The organism is Lacticaseibacillus thailandensis DSM 22698 = JCM 13996, assembly GCF_001436135.1.
GTDB classification, from domain to species: domain Bacteria; phylum Bacillota; class Bacilli; order Lactobacillales; family Lactobacillaceae; genus Lacticaseibacillus; species Lacticaseibacillus thailandensis.
The window spans coordinates 59,864-81,113 of the sequence record NZ_AYZK01000002.1; the positions used below are offsets into that span (position 1 = coordinate 59,864).

23 protein-coding genes, 1 tRNA gene and 1 other annotated feature are annotated in these 21,250 nt (G+C 54.6%); of the genes, 9 read left to right on the forward strand and 15 right to left on the reverse strand.

From position 1 onward, the window contains the following. Positions 1-115: 115 nt before the first annotated feature. Positions 116-907 carry a type I methionyl aminopeptidase gene (gene map / locus FD19_RS03930; protein WP_054750112.1) on the reverse strand — a complete coding sequence of 264 codons (792 nt, stop codon included), beginning with the start codon at positions 905-907 and terminating at the stop codon, positions 116-118. Between the two features lie 363 nt (positions 908-1,270). Between map and FD19_RS03935 the strand changes: the two genes are divergently transcribed. Beyond that, on the forward strand, positions 1,271-1,738 hold the full coding sequence (locus FD19_RS03935) for a flavodoxin (protein ID WP_056969176.1): 468 nt from the start codon (positions 1,271-1,273) through the stop codon (positions 1,736-1,738). A gap of 117 nt (positions 1,739-1,855) precedes the next feature. Here FD19_RS03935 and FD19_RS03940 read toward each other — a convergent pair whose 3' ends face one another. Next, positions 1,856-2,455, reverse strand: a complete 600-nt coding sequence (locus tag FD19_RS03940; RefSeq protein WP_056969177.1) for a TetR/AcrR family transcriptional regulator — start codon at positions 2,453-2,455, stop codon at positions 1,856-1,858. Positions 2,456-2,750: 295 nt separating this feature from the next. On the opposite strand from FD19_RS03940, the gene FD19_RS10020 reads away from it, so the two are divergent. The 3 genes from FD19_RS10020 to FD19_RS03955 are packed head-to-tail and all read left to right on the forward strand — an operon-like array spanning position 2,751 to position 4,084. Continuing rightward, positions 2,751-3,008 carry an aminopeptidase gene (locus tag FD19_RS10020; protein ID WP_054750102.1) on the forward strand — a complete coding sequence of 86 codons (258 nt, stop codon included), beginning with the start codon at positions 2,751-2,753 and terminating at the stop codon, positions 3,006-3,008. 28 nt (positions 3,009-3,036) lie between these two features. Beyond that, positions 3,037-3,732, forward strand: coding sequence for a YjjG family noncanonical pyrimidine nucleotidase (locus tag FD19_RS03950; RefSeq protein ID WP_054750100.1), 696 nt, complete (start codon positions 3,037-3,039; stop codon positions 3,730-3,732). 19 nt (positions 3,733-3,751) lie between these two features. Continuing rightward, positions 3,752-4,084 (forward strand): DsrE family protein, encoded by a 333-nt coding sequence (locus FD19_RS03955; protein WP_054750098.1) that lies wholly within the window; start codon positions 3,752-3,754, stop codon positions 4,082-4,084. Positions 4,085-4,385: 301 nt separating this feature from the next. On the opposite strand, the gene FD19_RS03960 is transcribed toward FD19_RS03955, so the two are convergent. The 4 genes from FD19_RS03960 to FD19_RS03975 form a co-directional block, all read right to left on the reverse strand. After that, positions 4,386-4,459 (reverse strand) — tRNA-Arg (locus FD19_RS03960). A 54-nt stretch (positions 4,460-4,513) separates the two neighbouring features. Next, entirely contained in the window at positions 4,514-4,837 is a 324-nt protein-coding gene (locus FD19_RS03965; RefSeq protein WP_054750096.1) for a PTS lactose/cellobiose transporter subunit IIA, read from the reverse strand. 24 nt (positions 4,838-4,861) lie between these two features. Next, the gene (locus FD19_RS03970; RefSeq protein WP_054750094.1) at positions 4,862-6,163 is read right to left on the reverse strand and encodes a DEAD/DEAH box helicase; all 1,302 of its coding nucleotides are present in this window, start codon (positions 6,161-6,163) and stop codon (positions 4,862-4,864) included. A 100-nt stretch (positions 6,164-6,263) separates the two neighbouring features. Next, positions 6,264-7,250: a Gfo/Idh/MocA family protein gene (locus tag FD19_RS03975; RefSeq protein WP_054750092.1), complete on the reverse strand. Its 987-nt coding sequence runs from the start codon at positions 7,248-7,250 to the stop codon at positions 6,264-6,266. Positions 7,251-7,480: 230 nt separating this feature from the next. Here FD19_RS03975 and FD19_RS03980 point away from each other — a divergent pair, with 230 nt between their 5' ends. Together FD19_RS03980 and FD19_RS03985 are read left to right on the forward strand one after the other, a co-directional pair. Beyond that, positions 7,481-7,852 carry a DUF4828 domain-containing protein gene (locus FD19_RS03980; protein ID WP_054750090.1) on the forward strand — a complete coding sequence of 124 codons (372 nt, stop codon included), beginning with the start codon at positions 7,481-7,483 and terminating at the stop codon, positions 7,850-7,852. 318 nt (positions 7,853-8,170) lie between these two features. Then, positions 8,171-8,692 (forward strand): ClbS/DfsB family four-helix bundle protein, encoded by a 522-nt coding sequence (locus FD19_RS03985; protein WP_054750089.1) that lies wholly within the window; start codon positions 8,171-8,173, stop codon positions 8,690-8,692. Positions 8,693-8,773: 81 nt separating this feature from the next. Here the strand turns inward: FD19_RS03985 and FD19_RS03990 are convergent, their stop codons facing one another. Together FD19_RS03990 and FD19_RS03995 are read right to left on the reverse strand one after the other, a co-directional pair. Continuing rightward, entirely contained in the window at positions 8,774-9,730 is a 957-nt protein-coding gene (locus FD19_RS03990) for a YihY/virulence factor BrkB family protein (protein WP_056969297.1), read from the reverse strand. Positions 9,731-9,928: 198 nt separating this feature from the next. Beyond that, positions 9,929-11,281 (reverse strand): threonine/serine exporter family protein, encoded by a 1,353-nt coding sequence (locus FD19_RS03995; protein ID WP_054750087.1) that lies wholly within the window; start codon positions 11,279-11,281, stop codon positions 9,929-9,931. A gap of 201 nt (positions 11,282-11,482) precedes the next feature. Between FD19_RS03995 and FD19_RS04000 the strand changes: the two genes are divergently transcribed. Then, positions 11,483-12,007: a GNAT family N-acetyltransferase gene (locus tag FD19_RS04000; RefSeq protein WP_056969178.1), complete on the forward strand. Its 525-nt coding sequence runs from the start codon at positions 11,483-11,485 to the stop codon at positions 12,005-12,007. 106 nt (positions 12,008-12,113) lie between these two features. Continuing rightward, on the forward strand, positions 12,114-13,856 hold the full coding sequence (locus FD19_RS04005) for a GGDEF domain-containing protein (protein ID WP_056969179.1): 1,743 nt from the start codon (positions 12,114-12,116) through the stop codon (positions 13,854-13,856). Between the two features lie 54 nt (positions 13,857-13,910). On the opposite strand, the gene FD19_RS09955 is transcribed toward FD19_RS04005, so the two are convergent. The 7 genes from FD19_RS09955 to pnuC form a co-directional block, all read right to left on the reverse strand. Next, positions 13,911-14,153 carry a histidine phosphatase family protein gene (locus FD19_RS09955; protein WP_054750082.1) on the reverse strand — a complete coding sequence of 81 codons (243 nt, stop codon included), beginning with the start codon at positions 14,151-14,153 and terminating at the stop codon, positions 13,911-13,913. Positions 14,154-14,168: 15 nt separating this feature from the next. Then, complete coding sequence (locus FD19_RS09960; RefSeq protein WP_054750080.1) at positions 14,169-14,612, reverse strand: histidine phosphatase family protein; 444 nt, start codon at positions 14,610-14,612, stop codon at positions 14,169-14,171. A 367-nt stretch (positions 14,613-14,979) separates the two neighbouring features. Next, positions 14,980-15,483, reverse strand: a complete 504-nt coding sequence (locus tag FD19_RS04020; protein WP_054750078.1) for a GNAT family N-acetyltransferase — start codon at positions 15,481-15,483, stop codon at positions 14,980-14,982. Between the two features lie 12 nt (positions 15,484-15,495). Then, positions 15,496-16,329, reverse strand: a complete 834-nt coding sequence (locus FD19_RS04025) for a putative RNA methyltransferase (RefSeq protein WP_054750076.1) — start codon at positions 16,327-16,329, stop codon at positions 15,496-15,498. 136 nt (positions 16,330-16,465) lie between these two features. Then, the gene (locus FD19_RS04030) at positions 16,466-17,572 is read right to left on the reverse strand and encodes a GGDEF domain-containing protein (RefSeq protein ID WP_054750075.1); all 1,107 of its coding nucleotides are present in this window, start codon (positions 17,570-17,572) and stop codon (positions 16,466-16,468) included. 204 nt (positions 17,573-17,776) lie between these two features. After that, positions 17,777-18,493, reverse strand: a complete 717-nt coding sequence (locus tag FD19_RS04035) for a deoxynucleoside kinase (RefSeq protein ID WP_054750073.1) — start codon at positions 18,491-18,493, stop codon at positions 17,777-17,779. Between the two features lie 124 nt (positions 18,494-18,617). Next, positions 18,618-19,352: a nicotinamide riboside transporter PnuC gene (pnuC, locus tag FD19_RS04040; protein WP_054750072.1), complete on the reverse strand. Its 735-nt coding sequence runs from the start codon at positions 19,350-19,352 to the stop codon at positions 18,618-18,620. A gap of 514 nt (positions 19,353-19,866) precedes the next feature. Beyond that, positions 19,867-20,114, forward strand: a binding site (T-box leader). A gap of 75 nt (positions 20,115-20,189) precedes the next feature. Here pnuC and asnA point away from each other — a divergent pair. Beyond that, complete coding sequence (gene asnA / locus FD19_RS04045; RefSeq protein WP_054750069.1) at positions 20,190-21,197, forward strand: aspartate--ammonia ligase; 1,008 nt, start codon at positions 20,190-20,192, stop codon at positions 21,195-21,197. The last annotated feature ends 53 nt before the right edge of the window (positions 21,198-21,250 follow it).

The window sequence follows — 21,250 nt, forward strand, 5'->3', positions numbered from 1 at the left end:
TTTTACTACCCTCAGTAAACAAATAAACGGCCAACCGGCGCGCAATGGGCAATAACCCACCACCGCACAATTGGCCGCCAGTACCACCACCAAGATGGTCGCGGCACGTTATTTGCTAAAGGTACTTAGCATCATATTCTGGATCTTGGCTAGTCAGGATCTTAGGCCCATCGTTGGTAATGGCAATGGTGTGTTCGTACTGCGCACACAGGGAGCCATCGGCCGTAACGTAGTATTCCCAGTTAGTCTTAGGGTCTTCTTTGGCAACAATTTCCCAGGTGCCGGTAGTAATCATCGGCTCGATGGTAATGGTCATGCCGGCCTTGAGGCGCAGACCATGACCGGGCTTGCCGTAGTGCGGCACGTTAGGTGCTTCGTGCATGGTCGGCTGAATGCCGTGACCAATCAGTTCGCGTACGTCGCCGTAACCATTTTCGACTTCGGTGTACTGCTGGATGGCGTGGCCGATGTCACCGATACGGTTACCGACAACGGCCTGGTCAATACCCAGGTACAAAGCCTTTTTGGTCACGTCCATCAGCTTTTGGGCTTCGGGACTGATGTTACCAACGGCGTAGTTCCAGCAAGAGTCGCTGATGTAGCCGTCTTTGTCCACACACATATCGACGGCCACGATGTCACCATCGTGCAGGATCAGGTCCTTGCGCGGTTCAGCGTGGGCTACTTCGTCGTTAACGGATACACAGGTCGCGTACTGGTAACCCTCAAAGCCCATTTCACTCGCGTGGGCGTGGTGGTCACTGATGTACTGCCGGGTAAATTCTTCAATCTCCCAGCTAGAAATACCGGGCTTGATGATGTTACGCAAGCCACGGTGCACGCCGGCCAAAACGGCGCCAGCGCGACGAATACCGTCAATTTCACGGTCTGTCTTAATGGTAATCAAATTCTCTACCTCCATTTGCTATCTCCACCATGATACACCAAAACATATCCCCATTGCGATGTTCGGGGCGCCCACGTGACTGAGCGGGCATGTTGAACTATCCTTGCTTGCTAAACCACGCCACGATAGCCGCTTTCTGGCGCAGGCTTCAACCCGCGACGGTGCTGCCGTATTGCCCCCCTGCTTGTTGTGACTAAACGCTAACAGTGCACACGCACCATCAATCTAGACGCCACCGGCACGGGTCACACCCCAGCTATCGGAGCCACGCCGGCACCACGCACCGTGTTTGGAGCACACTGTGACCATGGAGCACAAATCTGCTATACTGTTTGGGAACATTTAATAGGAGGTAGCGCACACATGGCTACAGCACGAATTGTTTACGCCAGCATGACTGGTAATACTGAAGAAATTGCCGAAATTATCGAGGAAGAGCTGGAGAAACACAACGTGTCCGTGACCACCACCGAGGTGTCACAAGCCATTGCCGACGACTTTGCCGACGTCGACATCTGCATCGTGGCCACCTACACGTTTAGCGACTCCGGTAGCGGCATGTTGCCTGACGAAGCCGTTGACTTCTACGAGGAACTCAAGGACGTCGACCTCCACGGCAAGGTGTTCGGTTGCGCCGGTAGTGGCGACCACTTCTACACCGACTTTGCCACCAGTGTTGATGACTTCGCGGAAGTCCTCGCCGCCGATGGAGCCGTGAAGGGTGCCGACAGCGTCAAAGTTGACTTAGCCCCCGAAGCCGAGGATATCGACCGCCTTGAAGAGTTCGTCAACCAAATCGTTGCCAAGCAGCAAGAAATCGCAGCTCAATAATTGCACCACCTCTGGGGCCAGCTTCTGGGCCCCGTTTTGCTACCCTGGGCGACTTTGCGGGCATTAAAAAAGGGCCATGCTAGAAAGCATCGTCCTTAATCGTATCGTACCCTTGAATTAGTTGGCGCGAGCCATGGAAATAATGTTGTCACTATCTGCACCATCGAAACGCTTGTTCTCAATAAAGTCCTTCAGTACCGACTGTAAAATCTCGATCATCTGGGCGTGGGAGATGTGGATGAAGCCGGCAGACATCAAGTCCGCAATCCCTGTAGCCACGATCCAGGCGCCAGTAATGACGTTGTTCTTCTGAGATTCAGTCAACTGCTTAACGGAGTCGTACTTGTTGAGGCGCTTCAAGGCGGCACTCATGGCAAACTGGCGCATGTCGTCAACACCGAGGTGATCCTCAACGAACACTGACTGGTACAAGCTGTTGTTCTCGATGGCAAAGTCGATGTAAGTCAACGCCATGTCGATCAGCGGGTCATCAGTATAGGTGCGCTGGAACCGTTCCGTCAGTTCTGACTTGATGCGATCAACCACCGCCTGCCGCAAATCTGCCATGTTGGCAAATTCGAGGTAGATAGGTTGCGTGGAGCACCCCATCGATGCAGCGATGTTACGAGCGGTGAACTTCTTAAAGTCCTCCGCAATGACTAAGTTGTACGCAGCGTTCAAAATGTGATCGCGCGTAATGGTTTTCTTTCGTGCCATGTTATGCCTCCCCAAATAAAGTTTGATTCATCAAAAAAACGATGCTCCCCTAAGCATCAGCAGTTACAAAACACATTGTATCAGAATCGGCAAATAAAACAATAGTCACAAAATAATAAAAATGATTTCTGTTGTTTAATACCTGGTGATAAGGCTATCGGCACGGGCGTTGAGCCCCACCCACCGGTCGGTATGCTAAAATGGTTGCAATAACATGCACAAGTTGTTATGTTCCCGGCCTGCTCCTTAACAATAGGAGGAATGAGTTAGGACCTGACCAAATTTTGCACGTAACTTGGCGAAATACACTGACCTGGCCGTTGAGACCGGCGTCGCGGTTAAACCTAGTGATACCGTCTACCTCCAGACCAACGTCACCCGAGCTCAGCTGGCCCACCTCATCGTCGCCGCGGCCTACCGCGCCGGGGCTGCCAAGGTGAATCTGGCCGACACCCACGTGAACTTCATGATGGGGTCTGCACAAATGAATATTGCTGGCATCGCCCGCGACAGTCAGCGGGTCGCGCTTTTCCGCAACGGCGACTGGGCGTAATCACAAAGAAAGCGAAGGCATACTGAATATGACAACGAACCTGATTTTTGACCTCGACGACACCCTGCTAGACTTTACCGCCAGCGAACTGCACGGCCTGCAACGCGTTTTTGTGCAGTACGGTATCCCCTATACCGATGAAACTCAGCGCACCTACCAGCAGATCAATACCCACCTCTGGAACGAGCTGGCGCGCGGTCACGTCACGCGTGAGCAGATTTTTGCGCGCCGTTTCGCAACGTTTCTGGACGCCATTGGCCGCGACCCGGCACCCGCTCACGATATGGAAGCGGCGTACCGCGTGGAACTCAACCACGGCTACGACCGCGTACCGGGAGCCAAAACGCTCCTGATCGACCTCCACCAGCACGGCTTTCGCATCCTGGCTGGTACCAACGGTCTGGCAACCACGCAACACCAACGATTGCAGCACAGTCACCTGGGGCCGTTGTTTGACGGGGTCTTTATTTCGCAGGAAATCGGGTTCGATAAGCCGTCCCACCAATTCTTTGACGCCATCTTTGCCGCGGAGCCCCAGGCCACGCGGCAAAACACCATCATGATTGGCGACGGCCTCAACTCGGACATCCGGGGCGGCATTAACTACGGGCTACGCACCGTGTGGGTCAACCTGCACGGCCAGCAAAACACCACACCATTACACCCGACCCGCGAGGTGCACTCGTTGCCAGAGCTTGACCAAATTCTTGTACAATCCGCATAAAACGTTGGGAGGAAACGCAATGAATGTTATTTTTCATATTGACGAAATGGCCAAGTGGCCAATGGTACTGAACAACGTGATGCACTACCATGAGTGGCTCACTGCGCACCAGCAGACGGCACACGTCGAGATTCTCGCCAATGGTGACGCCGTAAGGGGCGCCGAGACCGGTAGTGACGTCCAGCTAACGCCAGTAGCCCAAGCTGGCACCGTCGTGGCGGTCTGTGCCAACTCGCTGAACCAGCGCCACATTGATCAGCGGCAACTGCAAGCAGGCGTGACGGTGGTACCGGTCGGCGTTATTGAATTAGCACAAAAACAACAGGCCGGTTACGCCTATATTCGACCATAAATTAGAAAAATAATATTAGCGTAGATTACTTATGGCCCGGACAGAGGATTGTCCGGGCCATTTTTTCGGTGGGAAACATTATTTTACCAAAATTAGGGGTATACATGGCTGTTGTTTTCTGTTTGATTTTCGGAGTTAGGGAGCAGTGGTACTGGCGTTGCCAAACATATAAACTCCTCACTAATGCGCAATCGAGGGCAGAACCCTACACCTAACACAAAATCGCCTAGCCATCCCTCAAACTAGATGACTAGGCGATTTTACGTTAATCTGCGGATGCTGACCGCCCTTGCTTGCGCTCTGCACCCCATCGGAATCGAACCGATGACCTACCGCTTAGGAGGCGGTCGCTCTATCCTGCTGAGCTAGGGGTGCGGGAAAAGCTCACTAGATAACTGTGCCACAACGCACTGTGAGCGTCAATCAATCCTAAATATTTGCGGCCGCTAACCGTTGGTACACCGCCTGGAACTCCGTTGCGACCGCCTGCATCGTCGTGGCGTTGGTCAAGTAGTTCTCCGCGTGCACCAACAGCAACTTGACCTGAGGTAGTTCACCGCGTGCCTCTAGCGTCAACAAGTGGTTGTGCGCGTCCTGCGCCTGCTGTACAAACCCAGCCACGAGTTTAAGCCGCTTCTCGGCCTGCGCAAACTTACCCGCACGGCTAGCCGCCATGGCTGCCACCGCCGCGTCCCGGGCGTTTGCCCCGGCCGTAATCAACGTCATCATCTCATCCGCACTGGATTGCGCCATCGTCACTACCTCCTCTACCGACCACTACTTCTTGGGCTTACCCTTGTTCTTACGGTTCCGCGCCCGGTTCTTCTTGTGTGGGCGCCGCTTGGGTTCTGATGCTGTCACACCCGCCGTGAGCGTACGGCGCTCGCCATGGTTGCGCGTATTCGTCGCCGCAACACCGGTCGTGGCTGTCTTAGCGGCTGCCGACGCCTTCCGTACTGGCGGCGTCTCACTCACTGGCCGCTCCGTCGTCAATCCGTGGTTGCCCACGTAAGCGCGCTGAACGTTATATTGAGGAACCAGCTTCTTCAAATCACGGAAATCGTGGTCATCCCCCATCGTGATGACCGTCCCCGGATTGCCCATCCGGCCGGTACGGCCAGCCCGGTGGATGTACGCCGTAGCCGTCCGCGGCACTTCAAAGTTGATCACGGCGGGCAACCGGATCAAGTCCAAGCCACGACCAGCCAGATCGGTGGCCAGTAGCAACTTGATTTTGCCCTTGCGGAAGCCGACCATCGCCTGCTTGCGTTCTTGCGCCCGCGCGTTACGGGACAGCACCGCAAACTTGATGTGCTGGTGCCGCAAAATGCTAGCAGTGCGCTCCATGCTGGCATTCTTGTTGAAGAAGACCAACGCCTGGAAGCCTTCGGTGTGGGCTAACCGCCCCAACCAGGCCACCTGGTGTTCACGACCGCCACGCAGGAAGTAGTGTTGCACTGCGCCCTGCGTATGGTCGATGGCCCGTACGTCAATCACTTCGGGCTCGATACCAAACCACTTGTGCAGTTCGTGCAGAATGGGACCGTCCGTAGCCGAGAAAAAGGCCAGCTGCAGTTCACCCGGAGCGTGTTCCAACAGGTCACGCACTTGACCCAAGCCGGGGTCGCGTAACAACTCATCGGCCTCGTCAATGACCATCGTTTCGAGGTTGTGCAGCTTGGCGACCCCGTCGTCAGCCAGTTCCAATAACCGACCTATCGTCGCCACGATGACCTCGGGATGCTTTTTCAACTGTTCCTTTTGTCGCGCCACGTTGGCACTACCAGTAATGGCGGTGACGTGCACGTTAATTGCCTGCGCGTATGGCTGCAGGACATCCCGCGTCTGCATTGCTAATTCCTGGGAGGGCGAGAGGATGATAATCTGAATACCATCACCCGGCGTGACCTTCTCCAGTAATGGTAACCCAAAGGCCAGCGTTTTCCCCGAGCCGGTGGGGGCCAGGCCAATGACGTCCTGATCGTTGCGCAAAGGTGCCGCCACAGCCGCCTGAATGGGCGTTTCGGCCTTAAAGCCGGCCTTAGCCCAGAGTGATTGAAATGGTGTTGCTACTGTCATAAATGCTCCTTATAGACAACGCACGCGGCGTGGCGGATCCCTTCCGCCCGGCCGCGTGCGCCTAGTTCCGTGTTGCTCCGGCTCTTATTCTACCAGAAAATTACTGTTTGTCGCCCGGAAATTTAACGCCGGCGGCTAAGCGCATATCCGTCATCACCTGGTGCACCTGCCGCGCCAGTTGTAACTGCCGGGCTGCCGCCGCGTGGTCGCCACTAGTGATGGTGTCGCCAAAGAACGCCGCTTCGGGAGCCATTGGGTTGTCTTCCTGGGGACCAGCCAGTTGGGCCGTACCTTCCGGCGTGGTGAAGTCCATCTGGGTGATGCTTTCGGGTGCGTCCAGCCGCAGCGTATCCTTGCCAAAGTAGATTTCGGAAGGCAAGTAGCTCTGCGTGGTCTTGCCACAAATCATGTTGACATCAAAGTCAGGGTAGCTCAAGTGCATCACACCGGTACCATCTACCCCACTTTGCAACATAGTCGGCAGGTAGGTGGCGTGCGTCGGAACACCAAACCAACCAATGGCGGCATAGACCAGGTAAACCCCTAGGTCCATCATTGCACCCCCCGCAAACTTGGTGGTAAAGACGTTCGGCTCCTTACCGGCGAGGTAGGCATCGTACCGGGAGGAATACTTCATGTAAACCAGTGTGGCCCCCGTGACCTCGTGGCTATCCACAAATTGACGCACGCGGTGGAAGTTGTCTTCGTAAATGTGACGTGCAGCCTCAAACACAAAGACGTCCGGGTGGGCCGCCATGGCCGCATCCAGCGCGTCAAAGTCCGCCACGTTGGCCACCATCGGCTTTTCCACGATGACGTGCTTACCGGCATTCACCGCCGCCAGCGTCTGCTGTGCGTGCAGACTGTTGGGGCTGGCAATATAAACGACGTCGAAATCAGGGCTACTGAAAAAGGCGTGCAGGTCGTCAAAGAGCCCGACTTCCTGCTCGTACTGGGCAGCAAATTCCTGGGCTTTGGCTAGGCGGCGTGAATATACAGCGGTTAGTTCAAACCGGCCCGTCCCTTGGGCAGCATCAATAAACTGCTTGGTAATCCAATTGGTACCAATGATACCTAAACGTAACATACGTGCTCCTCCTCTAGGTACATCCGTTGTTGTAAACGCATTAATTTTTCTCTTATTGTAACAGTTTACACAACCTCCAGAATAGGCTTAAACAAACAAAGCCGCCGTTTACAACCACCAACTTTCACCGATCACGACGACAGACACGAATCTGTCAAAAATATTTAATGAAATTGCCGTCGCAAATAACGGCCATGGTGCTATCATGATGAAGAAGGAGGTATAAATTCATGGTCAATATCTGGCGCTCTTTACGATCGATTAACGCACATCGGAATCACCACGCTAGTGACGCGGACAGCAATCCCGCGTTGGCGCTAGCCCAGATCTATGAAGGCAGCTTTGATTTTATCGACAGTGCTACTAACCGCCGCCACCGTTTGGCCGTGAACGCAAACCTCGATATCATAATTGATAACAAGCAATTACCCGGACAGATTGTTGGTGTCACCCGGGACGCGCTGACCTTTATTGATCACTTCGGTTATCACCTCATCATTCGGTGCACCGGGGGTATCCCCGAGACCATTTACGATGAGGCCGAGGACGAAACGTACGCCATCATTTACCCGGATGCCGTCGATGAAGACGCCACGGAGTGACGTTCAACCGTAGTACGTTAATTATTTGATTTGTACCCACACCCACTTGATGCGTAGCGTCAGGTGGTTTTTTATGCCCAACGCCATCCTGCTTTACCCAAAATGTGGTGTTACTAACCGCACCTATCACAAGATAAAAACAAAATTTAATAACGGTGAGTAAAAGATATGTGGCCATTTGGTGCCGTTCAGCGCACAAAACGCATAATAAAAATAACGCCACCCAGCCTTTTCGACCCTTGCAAACACTTACAAAAAGATTCATTATGTACTTGGAATAGTCTACTAATATGTATCTTTGATGGAGGAGGAGCGGTAATGGCAAAACCTGAATCACGAAAAGAACTATTGGTTGCAGCGCGTACAGAATACGACAAAATTTGGAACTTGATCAACTCGCTACCGGAGCAAGGGGCGACGGGCGAATTCAACTTTAACATCCCCGAGCGGAACGTTCGCGACGTTTTGGTGCACCTCTCCACGTGGCAACAAATGTACCTGAAGTGGAGTAACAGTAATCTGGACGGCCACCACGTGCGTTTCCTACCACGGCCATACACGTGGCAAGATTACGCCGCCCTCAATCAGCACATTCTGGCTGAGCATCAGGACGACACGTTAGCCGATGCCAAGACTGCACTGGAGGAATCCCACGCGAAAGTTATCCAGCAGATCGAAGACCTGATCAACGAGCAACTCTTCATCCCTGGCTTTTACAAGTGGACTGGGTCCACGGACCTGGGTGCCTACGCAACAGCCATCACGTACGGAAACTACGTCTGGGCCGTAAAGATTCTGCGCCTCTTTAAACGCCAGAAGCGGGCTACCACCCAAGCATAAGGACTACGTAATAGGGCGTTGCCACTACCAACTATTTACCGGTTGGTAGTGGCAACGCCCTATTTGTTTGTTCAACCAAATTTAGCGTAACTCGCGCCGCTGGTGGTCCACCAAGTCGTACACTTTGCCCCGAGCCTGGTGTGGGCGGCCGAGAAAGTACTCGGCCACCGTCGCATTGATCAGCGCGCCGATAATCAGCAGCATGGCGGACAGGTCGAGCCACAGCATCAACACCATGACGGTCCCAATCGTCCCGTAAGAACTGTAGCGGGTCCCAAAGTAGCGCATGTACAACGTGAACAGTTGCGCTACCGCCAACAGCGTCACCACGGAAAAAGCCGCACCGGGGAGGACGAAGCGTAACTTGATTTTCACGTTAGACAACGCGTAGTCGGCGATCACGATCACCACCACGATGGCGACCACGGTGACCGGCCAGCGCCAATCGTTGAAGGCGCGGATCCAAGTGTCGTCCAGGCCCAGCAACGGGATGAGCCACTCCAAGAACTGGTTGCCAAAGGTAAAGGCCAGCAAGACCGCGCCCATGACGACAACCAACGTCAGTAACAGCAGCATGGACACCAGCCGCTTAATGATGAAGTTCTGCGCCGGTTTTACGCCGTACACACGGTTAAAGCCGTTCTTGAGTTCCGTGATGCCCAAACTGGCGGTCCACAACGTGGCGATTGCCCCCACGGACAGCACGCTACCACTGGTGCTCGTCAGTAAACTCTTGATGATGGGATTGAGCCAAGTCATAATGCGCGCCGGCACCACCTGGACCAAGTACTGCGAGATGTTGTTGTAACTCAAGCCAAAGAGGGGCAAGAGGTTCCCCACCGTGATGAGTAACGGAAAGAGACTCAAGACCGTGTAGTACGTGACGGACGCCGAACGCGTACTGATTTCCGCATCGCTATAACGTCGCCACGCCCGGACGAGAAACGCCCAGACTTTGGCCCGCCGCGCCGCTGCTACTCGTGCCAGTGGCTGCGGACTTTCGCGCACCCGTCGCTGGTCATCCGCAGAAATTCCCATTTTACGGATAACGGCCGTGCGCGGAACGCGGCGCAAATGCCACCGTCGCTGCTTACGCATGGATCCCACCTCCCTACCAATTTAATCACTGACTTAATTATATCAGAGCCGCCCCACCATCACAGCCATGACGGACAACACTGGGACCATAAAAAGACGCGGCCCCTTGGCGGGATAACCGCGTCTTTGCGGCACCACCTAATTACAATGGCGCCATTCGTTATCGCTAATAATTCGTGCTGCGGCGAGGCCCAGCGGCAGGGCTACGACCATCAGCGCAGCTTTGATCAACCAGGAACCCCCGACCGCAAAGTTGTTCAGGCCCAGGTTATACACGGCCCGGTACATATACAATCCCGGCACCATGATGACGATGGCCGGCACCGTTAGCGAAATCCGGGGATAACCCATGCGCTGACGGATGAGCGATGCTAGGAGTCCAGCGACCAGTGCGCCAATAAAGGCGGCCGCCGCTGCCGGGACGTGCCCGTCGCTTAGTTCCAGCCGCAGCGTGTTCGCAACAGCCCCAATGCACCCCGCCACGGTTGCCATCTTTACGGGGCTGTTAAACATAATCGAGAAACCAAACACCCCACAAAAGCTGGCCAGCAACCGGAATACCAGCAACGTCCCCGTACTGAGATCCAGGGCGATGAAGTTAGCCGGCTGGAAGTGAACCAGCATCGCGACTACCCAGCCAGTCAGGGTCGCCACGACGATAACGTTAATGGCGTACGCCATGCGCTCAAGGCCCGACCGCATGTCCTGCTTGGCGATGTCCAGCCCGCTGGTAATAAACGGAAAGCCGGGAATTACGAACAACATCGCGCCAATGTAACCAGCTTCATGCGCCGGTGCCACGTGTAGTCCGAGCCGCAACGCGCTAAACAGCAGCAGGTAGGAGATGCAGGCGGCAGCCACGCTGACCGCCGTGCTAGCGATGTAGGTAATGCTGTGCTCGCCCATCAGCCGACGCAGGTAGTTACCGACGCCCGCCCCAACGAAGCAGCACAGCATTTCGATGGGCCCACCACCGAGCAGAAAAACGAAGGCACTACATGCCAAAGCTGAAGCTAACCCTACCTGCCAGGCGCTAAAGTTGCCTGGCTTTTGCTGAATACGGTCCAACTGGAGATGTATCTCATGAGCAGTCAATCCCAGCGATTCATCGCCAAAGTGGGCCACAAACTGGGCCACAGCCGTGAGTTTGTCGGTGTTCACACCACTCTTAGGTAGAGACAGAGTTTGGGAATAGTGGCGGTGGCCTTCAAAACAGGTGTACTGGATGGATACTAACCCGACGTCCGCTGCACACGTGAGGCCAAGATGCCGCGCGATGGTATTCATGGCTTCACGGACCCGCCAAGCCCCCGTCCCACACGACAGCATAATAATGCCGACGCGCCCAACGATGCTGGAGCGCTCGGTCAAACTGCTCTCGGTCACGGGTGCGTGGGGGTTCACCACCAAGTTATGCCAGGGAATCGACATGTGGTGGTGCTGTGAAAGCGGCACGTGATAATGTGGCTCATTATCCGATGAGTGGTCCATGATTAACCTCCGAATGAAAACTAGACTGTGAAAATGGCAATTACTTGTAATTTACCACTAATCGCCCTCATTGGGAAAGCCGCAGTGCCCCAGACCACTCCCCCTACCAGTGCCGGTATACAGTAATCACACAGTTGTGGCGCGGCCGGGGCGAACATGGAGTAGAATGGGGGCATATATTTTTGTTGGAGGTATCACAGTATGACTAGTGTAATGATTCGTCTGGCCGCCACCACTGATGTGCCCGCCATTATGGACATCATCCAGCAGGCGAAGCACCTGCTCGCCGCGGACGGCATCCCCCAGTGGCAGGGCGCCTATCCCACCAAGGACGACGTGACCCGAGACATTGACCGCCAGTACACCTACCTGCTCATCGCGAACCACGCAATCGTGGGCACCGCTACCTTATTCCAGGCTGCCGACCCTAACTACGCCACCATTTACGACGGCGCCTGGCAACCCGGCACTAGTGACCACTACGCCACCATTCACCGCATTGCTATCGCCCCTGGTCACGCGGGTGCCCACTTGGGTGACCTCTTTTTCAGCAATCTTACCAGTGAGGCGTACCGCTTAGACTTCCGCGAAATGCGCATTGACACCCACGTTAAAAATAAGCGGATGCAGCACGTACTGCTCAAAGCCGGTTTTACTTACTCAGGCGTGGTGCGCATGGATAACGACCCGCAAGATCTGCGCAATGTGTACCAATTAATGCTTTAATTTCCTACTGATTAGCCGCATCCATTCATTTGCTCGTTTACATACCCGCTGGGAACGAGTAGATTTAGAACTAGACACTACATCGTTGCTAAGGGGGAAAAACAACATGCTCAGCATCTGGCTTGGCCACATTTTGTTAGGTTCCTTTTTTGTGGCTGGGTACATGGCCATGTGCAACGCCCCCTGGTACCGTCGGCTCACCCCCGTTCCGCAGGCGCTGGTCACCATCGTGATTGCGCTGCTGCTGCAAGCCCTCATCATGACCGTGCCCACCGGCCAGCACCTGTACATGAGCTTACAATTACTGATTATTGCGTACCCAGTCTTAGCGGATGATCTAGCTGCACCGCACTACGTACTGCGGTGGCTAGTCATCTTCGGTTTTTGGTGGGTCAACCACCCGTGGTTGGACCCGACCGCATTAGCTGTTGGTACCCTATTGGCACTCACCGCCGCCGTGGTCTACCCCATCCGCAATACGGTGCACTACCGCTGGTGGGCCAACACCATCTTTGCCCTATGGCTCTGCTGCCTGTTCTGGTACCACATGCCTGGGACCACCATCGCCATCCAGGTGCGTTACTCCTTGATGTACCTCGTCATGAATGCTTACGCCTTCATCACGTGGTCCCACGATCAGCGTGAGGCCCAGGCCAAAGAAGCGTTGGCTGCCAAGGTCAACTACGACACTTTGACTAACGCGGGTAGCCTCAGCAAGTTTCGCGCCGACGCCAACCAGGAATTTGCCGACGCCCAACAACATCACGCACCTATGACCATCCTCGCCATGGACATCGACAACTTTAAAAACGTCAACGATACCTTCGGCCACCCCGCTGGTGACGCCGCATTGATCCACATGGCGGCCCTATTGGAGGACTTCTTGCAGGACGTTGACGCGAACTACCGCCTCTACCGTACCGGCGGCGAAGAATTTGCCGTCTTGTTGCCAGGCCAGACTACTGACGAGTTCCTACCAACGGCCCAGCAATGTTTGGAAACCGTCCGCCGCGCCCACTTTGATTACCACGGACGTAGCAACCGCCTCACCGTCTCCATGGGCATGACGGAATGGCACCCCGGTGACCAGTCGGTGAACGATATCATTCAACGGGCTGACCATAACCTGTACCTGTCCAAACAACGTGGCCGCGACTGTATCACCATGAACGACCAAACACCGGAAACCAGTCACCTGCGCGAAGTCACGCTGACGTACGCGTTTTACACGCAGCCCATCGTCAACATCAATACCGCTGACGTCTTTGCGAGCGAATTACGCTTACGGACCTACGATGATGGCGAGTGGCGCAGAGCCGACGACTTCAACGTGGGTGCTTCTACGTTGACCCACATCTTGATGCACGTAGCCGAGCAACTGTCCGTACACCGCCTCAACGGCGACTTCTCGTTGGCCGAGTTACAAACGACCGCCATCCACGACGGACTGATTGAATTCAACCGCGACGCCAACGTGACGTTTACCATCGAGCTAACTGCTATCCCCGACCAAGCCACGTTCCTCCAGGTGGCACGTGACTACCGCCAGTACGGTATCCACATTGCTTTGGCCAACACCGGCTGGGACATTTCCTACGCCGACGCTTGCGCCGTGATCGATCAGGTTGACATGGTGAAGTTCACGATGGACCAACCGGGACCGGATGGGTACTCACCCACGCAGTTCGCCAAGATCAGCGAATGGCGGAACCTGGCGGAAAGTCACCACTTGCCGTTCGTCATGCACGGCATCGATTCCGACCGCGACTTGAAGCTAGCCCGCACCATGGGCATTAAGTACGGTCAGGGTTATTACTTTAGCCGTTCCGTCTTACCACGCATCGTTTAACAATCAAAAAAAGGTAGTACGTCCACTCAATGAATGAATGTACTACCTTTTTAATTACCCCATAATCGCGTTGTCCCACCGCTCGGCGCCGGCCAACACAAAGCGGCGGTCATTATAGCTACGCAATCGAAACGCCCCTTGCGTGTAACTGACGTGAGCGACGGCCGCATTACCAATGGCGGCACTGTCCATCGGCATGCCCAAGCTAGCCAGCCACAACCAAATCACGGCCCCGTGACTAACTAACAGCACGTTGTCCTGGTGGGTCGCAGCGGCACGTTGGGCGATGATGCCCACAGTGTCGTTAAAACGTTACTGAATAGTGGCGACGCTCTCCGTACCACCCATGCCCCACCGACAGTTAGCCACGTGGGATAACTCGGCCACCTGGTCCACGGTAAACTCGGGTTGCCCAAAGCGGTCGGTGCTCTTGGTCAGCTCGATCATCGCGGCGGCGCGTTGCGCTTCGCTGTGGCCTTCAAATACACCAAAGCTTTGTTCCCGCAGGCCAAACCACTTGTGCACCGTTAGCCGTTGGTGTGCCGCCGTGAGGGCCAGATTGGCCGTCTCCACCGCGCGGCGTAAGTTGCTGCTGTAGGCGGCATCAAAGTTGATGCCCGCAGCCGCCAATCCGCGCCCGAGCGCCATGGCATCGTTGATACCGCTGGTGGTCAGCGGTGAATCCACGATCCCCTGCACAATGCCACGCACGTTGTATTCAGTCTGGCCGTGCCGTGCTACCCAAAGTTCAACCATGCTGCCAACCCCTCTCACTCAAGCAAGTAATTGTGATTACTAGATAGCTTAATTGTGCCACGGCTGGTCAGCCCCGGCCACCCGGTACCGCTTTCTTTACCATTTTTCATAAATTTTGGTCCAGCCCAATTTTGTCAATATGGGCGCTAGTCCCCGGCCTAACGCCATTGCGTATGTACCAAGTAACTAGACCAAATTAACCTCAGCTTGGCACTAAGCACGGGTAGTGGTGGATACCAACCATAAAATCCGCCACGTGGTGCTTGCACCTGGTGTACCCATCCCCGCGCCGAATGTGGTCCATAAAACTAAAAAGGTGCTCCGTAGCACGTCGAAAAAACGTACTACCAAGCACCTCGGATAAAAACTATTTGAGTGATAAATCCATTACGTCCACGGTCTGGATGTTTCGCGGCGTCAGCGCCGCCCGGCTTTGACCCACCACCTGGAACCCACGTTCTAGCCAGAACGACCGGACCGCTTGGTTAGTGGTCACAACGGCCACCCGCAATTGCCGACGACCAGCGGCAGCAAAATGCTGGGCCAATCCGGTCACCACGCGCGTACCCAGACCCTGGTGTTGGTACTGCGCTGGTAGTAGCAGTAAGCCAATATACACCGTCTGCGCGTCGGGGTAGCCATCCAGTAAGTCCAACACGCCGATATTCGCGCCAGCCAATTGCAAAATACCAAAGTGCTTTTGGTCGGCTGGCACGTTGTCCGGACGGGCAGTCCTATCATGCTCCACCATCGCCCGGTCTGGGTACGGATCACCATTGTTGCGGAAATACTCTGCTGCTCCCTGATACAGGTCCAAAACCGTGTGCCGATCCGCCATGGACCGCACCGGTCGCCATTCAATTTTGCCCATTGCCAATGCCCCCTAATCTACCTGCACTTGCAATAAATCTACCGCCACGTGCACACTGGCTGGTGGCGTCGCCAGGAGCGCGGTTTTGGCATCCACCGGGGCTTGCCACGTCAGCGGCGTCATTGCCACCACGTCAGCAAACAGTGCCGGTGTCACCGCAAAGTCATAAGTAATCGGCGTCACCGTGGCGTGAGGATAGACCTCCAGGAACCGGTCCAATACTTTGGCGTTACTGTAACTGCCTTTGGGCGTACCGGCGTATAGGCCTTGGCGCAGCTCCCGTAAATAATCTGCGTCCGGAATAATCTTGAAGATCCGGCCACCGGGGCGTAACACCCGGTTGAACTCCGCGTAAGCACCAGGCGAAAAGAGGTCGATGATGGCGCTGAACGTCTGCGCCAAAAACGGCAGTCGTGCCAGGTCCGCCACGCAGAAGAACACCGTGCTATCAAGCGCCCCGGCCAAATTGATGGCTGGTGCCGAAATGTCGAAGCCGATACCCGTCGCTCCGTGCGCCGCCAATTTAACGGTGGGCGTCCCTTCACCGCAACCGATATCGAGGAACCGATCGTCCGGCGTCAACGCAGACGCAATGCGCGTCACGAAAGGATCAAAGAACCCCGCCTGCAAGACCCGCCGTCGGGCTGCCAGCATGGCCGTGCCGTACTCGGTGGCCACCGGGGCGTTGAGAAAGTTGACGGTCCCCTTTTTGGCCAGATCAAATTGGTGGTGCTGTGGGCACACCAGACTGGTGCCAACCATCGTCAACGGTGCGTGGCACACGGGACAAGCAAACAGCGGTCCTTGCGCCGCCACCATCTGGGCCTTGCTTTCGATTTTACGCACACTGCTACCTCCGTTCTATCCTGACCGTTCCGTTGGTGCTGCGGGTCGCAGCGTTCAAAGTACCCTGCCAATCACTCATTGGCACCACCATTGCGGCATGCACTCATACTCGCAGTTCATTTTAACATGGGTCAGCTTATCGACCACCCACGATGCGGTCGCGGCCGCCCTGCTTAGCCCGGTACAATTGACCATCGGCGCGGCGGAACACCGCGTTGGCCCGTTCATCACCGGGGACAGTGGCACTAATCCCGAGCGATGCGGTTATGCGGACCACTTGCCCATCATCGGTACGTATCTGCAATTGGCGGATAGCAAACTGGCAGCGTTCCGCCAACCCCCGCGCCGTCGCCAGCGTGGTCTCGGGCAACACCACCATAAACTCCTCGCCGCCCGTGCGGTAGAGCCGTGCCCGGGCATCCACGTCGCTAAGCAGCATCTGCATGGTGCTACTAAAGCTCACCAGGGTACGGTTACCCACCAAGTGCCCGTACGTATCGTTGATCTGCTTAAAGTGGTCAATATCCAGAGCGATAATGACGTACGGCGTGCCACTTTGGAATAATTGCAGGGTATCATCACGAAAACTCATCCAGTTACGGGCTCCCGTCAGCCCGTCCGTGCGAGCATTGCGGGCACTGTCCATGCTGCTGACGTGGTCGTTATGCAACAGTACCGTGAAAACATAGCAGGCAACTACGCTCAGGCCAAAGCTGACGAGCAAAACGAGCAGATTACCCTGCAACCGGTAGGTCGGGTCGGCCAGCACCCAGAAACCTGCGCCCAGGTATACTTGCACCAAGATGGTGACCACGGGGTGCGTGTCAAACGGCACAAACCGTAACTGTTCTAACCATAGCAATAATGCGTACCCGATAAACAGGAGCGTCACGGTCCAACTGATGGTACCAAAATGTACGCTGATCAACGCGAAGGTCCAACCGGTCGCCAGTAATTTGTTCCGCAACGTCATAATCACGTTATTGTACGTCGTCATGATCAGCAACACGCAGTTGGTCAAAATTAACCCCACCGTATGCAGTGGCAACACGTCGACCATACTCAAAATAACCGTCGTCGTTACCGCTAAGAAGGCGGTATACGCCAGTTCGTGACGCCACGGCCAGGTGACCGTTTCTTCAACGTCCCAATCGATCCAGTGCATCAATTGCTGCAATAGAGCGATAAACGCCACGCTGAAAAAGGTCATCACGACCCAAGTAAAGCCAGTTACTGCCAACATCACTTTTCGTCTCCCCGTACCGCGATTGACTGCTCACGGTAAATTATCCACCACATTATAGCGAATCATCGGGACTTATCAACGACAAAAAACATTAAAAAACGGCACCACGCGTGCACTGGGCGCGCGCATTAAAAAAGGGGCACCGCCCCGCATGCTACCGGTTAAACCGGTGGCGGAATGGCACCCCTACAATTAACGTTATTATTCGACGGGCACGGTCCGGTGCTCCTTGATTTCAGCAAAGCGCTGTGGAGACAGCTTGCCCAAATCAACCAGCTGCTGTTCGATCTGGTTCAAGACCGTGTTCCGGTCAGCAAGGTCGTTCACAAAGTCGTACTTGTCGCGGTCGACAGTTAAGAGCGTGGAACGCGTGTAGCCCTTAGACCATTCGCGGTACGCCTTGTTGACCCGGTTGTAGTAAGAAACCAGTTCCGGCTTCTCCCGGATGTCTTCCATTTCCCGGCCACGGTGTTGAATCTCGTCAATTTCATGGTCAGGGTCAATTTGCAGGTAAACGGCGAGGTCTGGTAACCCGTTCCACGGGCTCCCGTTGACGTTGGCTTGCATTTCTTGTGACAAGGTCACGTAGATGTTGAAGTCTACGTCATCAATTTCACCGTTCTGGTGTAACTGGGAAGCCATCACGAAGTCTGACTCTAGGGAGGAATCCAGCACGGCGTTTTCCTGCATGACGGCCTTCTTCAACTGCTGATAGCGGAACGTCAGGAACGCAATCTGCAAAATCGTCCCGGTCGTTTTACGACTATCTTCACCAGCTGCGTAAAACTTTTGCAACATCTTGGCAATCATGCCGTTGCCTTCTACGTCTTCATAATAAGCTGGTGTCCCTAAGTCTGCGGACAGCAATTTTGTCAGCGACGTCTTACCTGCGCCGATACTACCAAGAATATAAATCATGTTCTAGTCCTCGCCTTTTTCTTGTTAACTACCAAAAGCGAGCACGCCGCCCGCTTCAAATGTACCTTATTCACTTTACCAGTTTTGCCGTAAATTGGTAGTACCAATTACAGATCAATGAGTACTACTTCAGGGTGTCAAGACCCAGGCGCTTACGGCCGGCGTTAAACCACGGGCTGACCGTGAAGGCCAGGATGTCGTTGATAACGTAGATGCTGGCGTTGATGGCCATGGCCAGGCTGGCGTCGCCCTGAGCAAAGGTGATTGCCCAAAGCACCAGCTGCGCAATCCCACTGAACAACCACCAGAAGTACTGGTTGCTGTAACGCAGGAAACAGACGATCCCACCAGTCAAGGAGATGGAGAAGGCTAAACCATCATAAACGGGACGTGGATCGTTGGTCAGGTGACCGATCAGGTAAGCACTCAAACCCCATACGATCAGGGTAAAGGCCAGGGAGATGACCCATTCCTTGGCCCCAAACTTGCGCAGGTGATTCTTGGTGTCGTCGTTCCAGCTCCGTACACTGATGAGGACGGGCAGGTCCAGCGTGACCACGTACGCAATCTGTTCAAAGATGGACAGGTAATTGCGTGCAGAAAAACCGACGATGATGAAGCAGGCAGCACTGACAAGGCCCAACCAGCCATTGACGGCCTTAGTGGCGTTGATGGCCAGCACACACAACACCCCGAGCATGGTCCCGCAGAACGTAATGACGGTCAACCCCGTAATTTTTCCGTTAACCAAGGTCATGATCTGGCAGCCCAATGCGAACCAGAACAGGTAGTAATTCTGTTGTGGCCAACCCTTTAACTGCTTGAACAACCACTGGAAATAGTTCTCTGATGAATCCATTGCAAAAAATCCCCTTCGCTATATAAAAATCTCGTTGTTAGAACAACTGCTGATTATTATGCAGCGAAACTTTTTTGAATTAAAGTCTTGAATACACTAGATATTGATGTTATGGAGACATCTGACCCACTATATAGTATGGCTAGTGGCCAACACACAATAAACCCGCTAGCTGGCCGCGAGGCGTACATGTTAACGCTTTTCACACGGGGGTGCACCACAAACATTGCACGGTGATGATAAATTTTGGCATATGACTAACTGTGCCCCACCGGCCAGCCATGGTTGCCCCTACCGAAACTTGCTTCTCCCCACAGGCAGGAATTGAATTGCACACGCGCTAACGCCAATTTCAGACTGGTGGTCGAACGGCGCAGTCATGGTGAGACTGTGCGGGTATCCAGCAGTAACAATGCCATCACCCTACCCCAATCAAAACCACTTACCACAAAAAAATTGCCCCAGGTGTTGCACCTGCGCCGGGGACGTGCTACGATACTGGCAATTAAATAAATTAAAAACAGAGGAAAGACCAGTAAGATTTTAGCGCCCCCGCCAGTGAATTGAGGCTAGTGGAAACTCAATCGGGATGGACAGAATCCGAACAACACTTTCTTAGTTGCTAACCCAAAGGGCACTGCCTGAGTAGGCTTAGTCGTCACCGGGACGTTATGGCCGGCGGAGTATGTTAGTACTCTATGAGGTGGTTTATTTGAAATAAACAACTTGGGTGGTACCGCGGAAACCTTTTCCGTCCCATGATTTGGGACGAAAGAGGTTTTTTTCTTTGGTCCCGCGTTGAATGTCACAATTGGATTTAGCAAAGGAGCTGCGCCCATGCATTTGATTATTCCTACTGATTACAACCCGAAGCTGTCCGTGAAGGAGACTGAGGCGGCCATTCGTTATATTCGTGAAACTTTCCAGGACGAGTTCGGTGCCGCGATGAACCTATCCCGGATGTCCGCGCCCATGTTTGTTGAACAATCCACGGGCCTTAACGACAACCTTAACGGCGTGGAAACACCCGTTCACTTTAGCATGAAGGACATGCCCGACCAGGATATTGAGGTGGTGCACTCCCTCGCCAAGTGGAAACGCGCCGCGCTGAAACGCTACGGCTTTGGTATGCACGAGGGGTTGTACACCAACATGAACGCCATTCGCAAGGACGAAGATCTGGACAACATCCACTCCATCTACGTTGACCAGTGGGACTGGGAAAAAGTCATCGCCAAAGACGAACGGAACCTGGATACCCTGAAGGCTACCGTACGCCAAATTTTCAAGGTCCTGAAGCACATGGAACACGAAGTTTGGTACAAGTATCCGCAGGCAGTGTACCACTTACCCGACGCCATCCACTTCGTCACCACACAGGAACTGGAAGACCGGTGGCCCGACAAGACGCCGAAGGAACGCGAGGATGCCATCACCAAGGAATTGGGGTGTGTCTTCCTGATGCAGATCGGCGGCCCACTCAAGAGCGGCAAGCGCCACGACGGCCGTGCCCCCGACTACGATGACTGGCAACTCAACGGTGACATCCTGTTCTGGTACGAACCGTTGCAGCACGCTCTGGAGATCTCCAGCATGGGTATTCGCGTTGACGAAGACGCGCTTCGGCGGCAACTCAAAGCTGCCCACGCGGAAGACCGGCTACGGTTCCCATTCCACCAGCAACTCCTGGCCGGCGAATTACCGTACACGATTGGTGGCGGCATTGGCCAATCCCGCGTGTGCATGTTACTGCTGGGTAAGGCCCACGTCGGTGAAGTCCAGGCGAGCGTCTGGCCGCAGGAGATGCTCGACCAGTGTGCGGCGGCAAACATTCAGATTCTTTAACTTGAGCCAACAAGGCGGGGACAGCCACGTTACGACTGTCCCCGCCTTGTTCT

Coding starts and splice junctions, on each gene's coding strand:
- asnA (WP_054750069.1), top strand. CDS start 20,190: ATGCATTTGATTATTCCTACTGATTACAACCCGAAGCTGTCCGTGAAG.
- pnuC (WP_054750072.1), bottom strand. CDS start 19,352: ATGGATTCATCAGAGAACTATTTCCAGTGGTTGTTCAAGCAGTTAAAG.
- FD19_RS09960 (WP_054750080.1), bottom strand. CDS start 14,612: ATGGTTGAACTTTGGGTAGCACGGCACGGCCAGACTGAATACAACGTG.
- FD19_RS03985 (WP_054750089.1), top strand. CDS start 8,171: ATGGCAAAACCTGAATCACGAAAAGAACTATTGGTTGCAGCGCGTACA.
- FD19_RS04000 (WP_056969178.1), top strand. CDS start 11,483: ATGACTAGTGTAATGATTCGTCTGGCCGCCACCACTGATGTGCCCGCC.
- FD19_RS04020 (WP_054750078.1), bottom strand. CDS start 15,483: ATGGGCAAAATTGAATGGCGACCGGTGCGGTCCATGGCGGATCGGCAC.
- FD19_RS03940 (WP_056969177.1), bottom strand. CDS start 2,455: ATGGCACGAAAGAAAACCATTACGCGCGATCACATTTTGAACGCTGCG.
- FD19_RS03975 (WP_054750092.1), bottom strand. CDS start 7,250: ATGTTACGTTTAGGTATCATTGGTACCAATTGGATTACCAAGCAGTTT.
- FD19_RS04035 (WP_054750073.1), bottom strand. CDS start 18,493: ATGATTTATATTCTTGGTAGTATCGGCGCAGGTAAGACGTCGCTGACA.
- FD19_RS03950 (WP_054750100.1), top strand. CDS start 3,037: ATGACAACGAACCTGATTTTTGACCTCGACGACACCCTGCTAGACTTT.
- FD19_RS03990 (WP_056969297.1), bottom strand. CDS start 9,730: ATGGGAATTTCTGCGGATGACCAGCGACGGGTGCGCGAAAGTCCGCAG.
- FD19_RS04005 (WP_056969179.1), top strand. CDS start 12,114: ATGCTCAGCATCTGGCTTGGCCACATTTTGTTAGGTTCCTTTTTTGTG.
- FD19_RS03970 (WP_054750094.1), bottom strand. CDS start 6,163: ATGACAGTAGCAACACCATTTCAATCACTCTGGGCTAAGGCCGGCTTT.
- FD19_RS03980 (WP_054750090.1), top strand. CDS start 7,481: ATGGTCAATATCTGGCGCTCTTTACGATCGATTAACGCACATCGGAAT.
- FD19_RS03965 (WP_054750096.1), bottom strand. CDS start 4,837: ATGGCGCAATCCAGTGCGGATGAGATGATGACGTTGATTACGGCCGGG.
- FD19_RS03995 (WP_054750087.1), bottom strand. CDS start 11,281: ATGGACCACTCATCGGATAATGAGCCACATTATCACGTGCCGCTTTCA.
- FD19_RS03955 (WP_054750098.1), top strand. CDS start 3,752: ATGAATGTTATTTTTCATATTGACGAAATGGCCAAGTGGCCAATGGTA.
- FD19_RS04030 (WP_054750075.1), bottom strand. CDS start 17,572: ATGTTGGCAGTAACTGGCTTTACTTGGGTCGTGATGACCTTTTTCAGC.
- FD19_RS03935 (WP_056969176.1), top strand. CDS start 1,271: ATGGCTACAGCACGAATTGTTTACGCCAGCATGACTGGTAATACTGAA.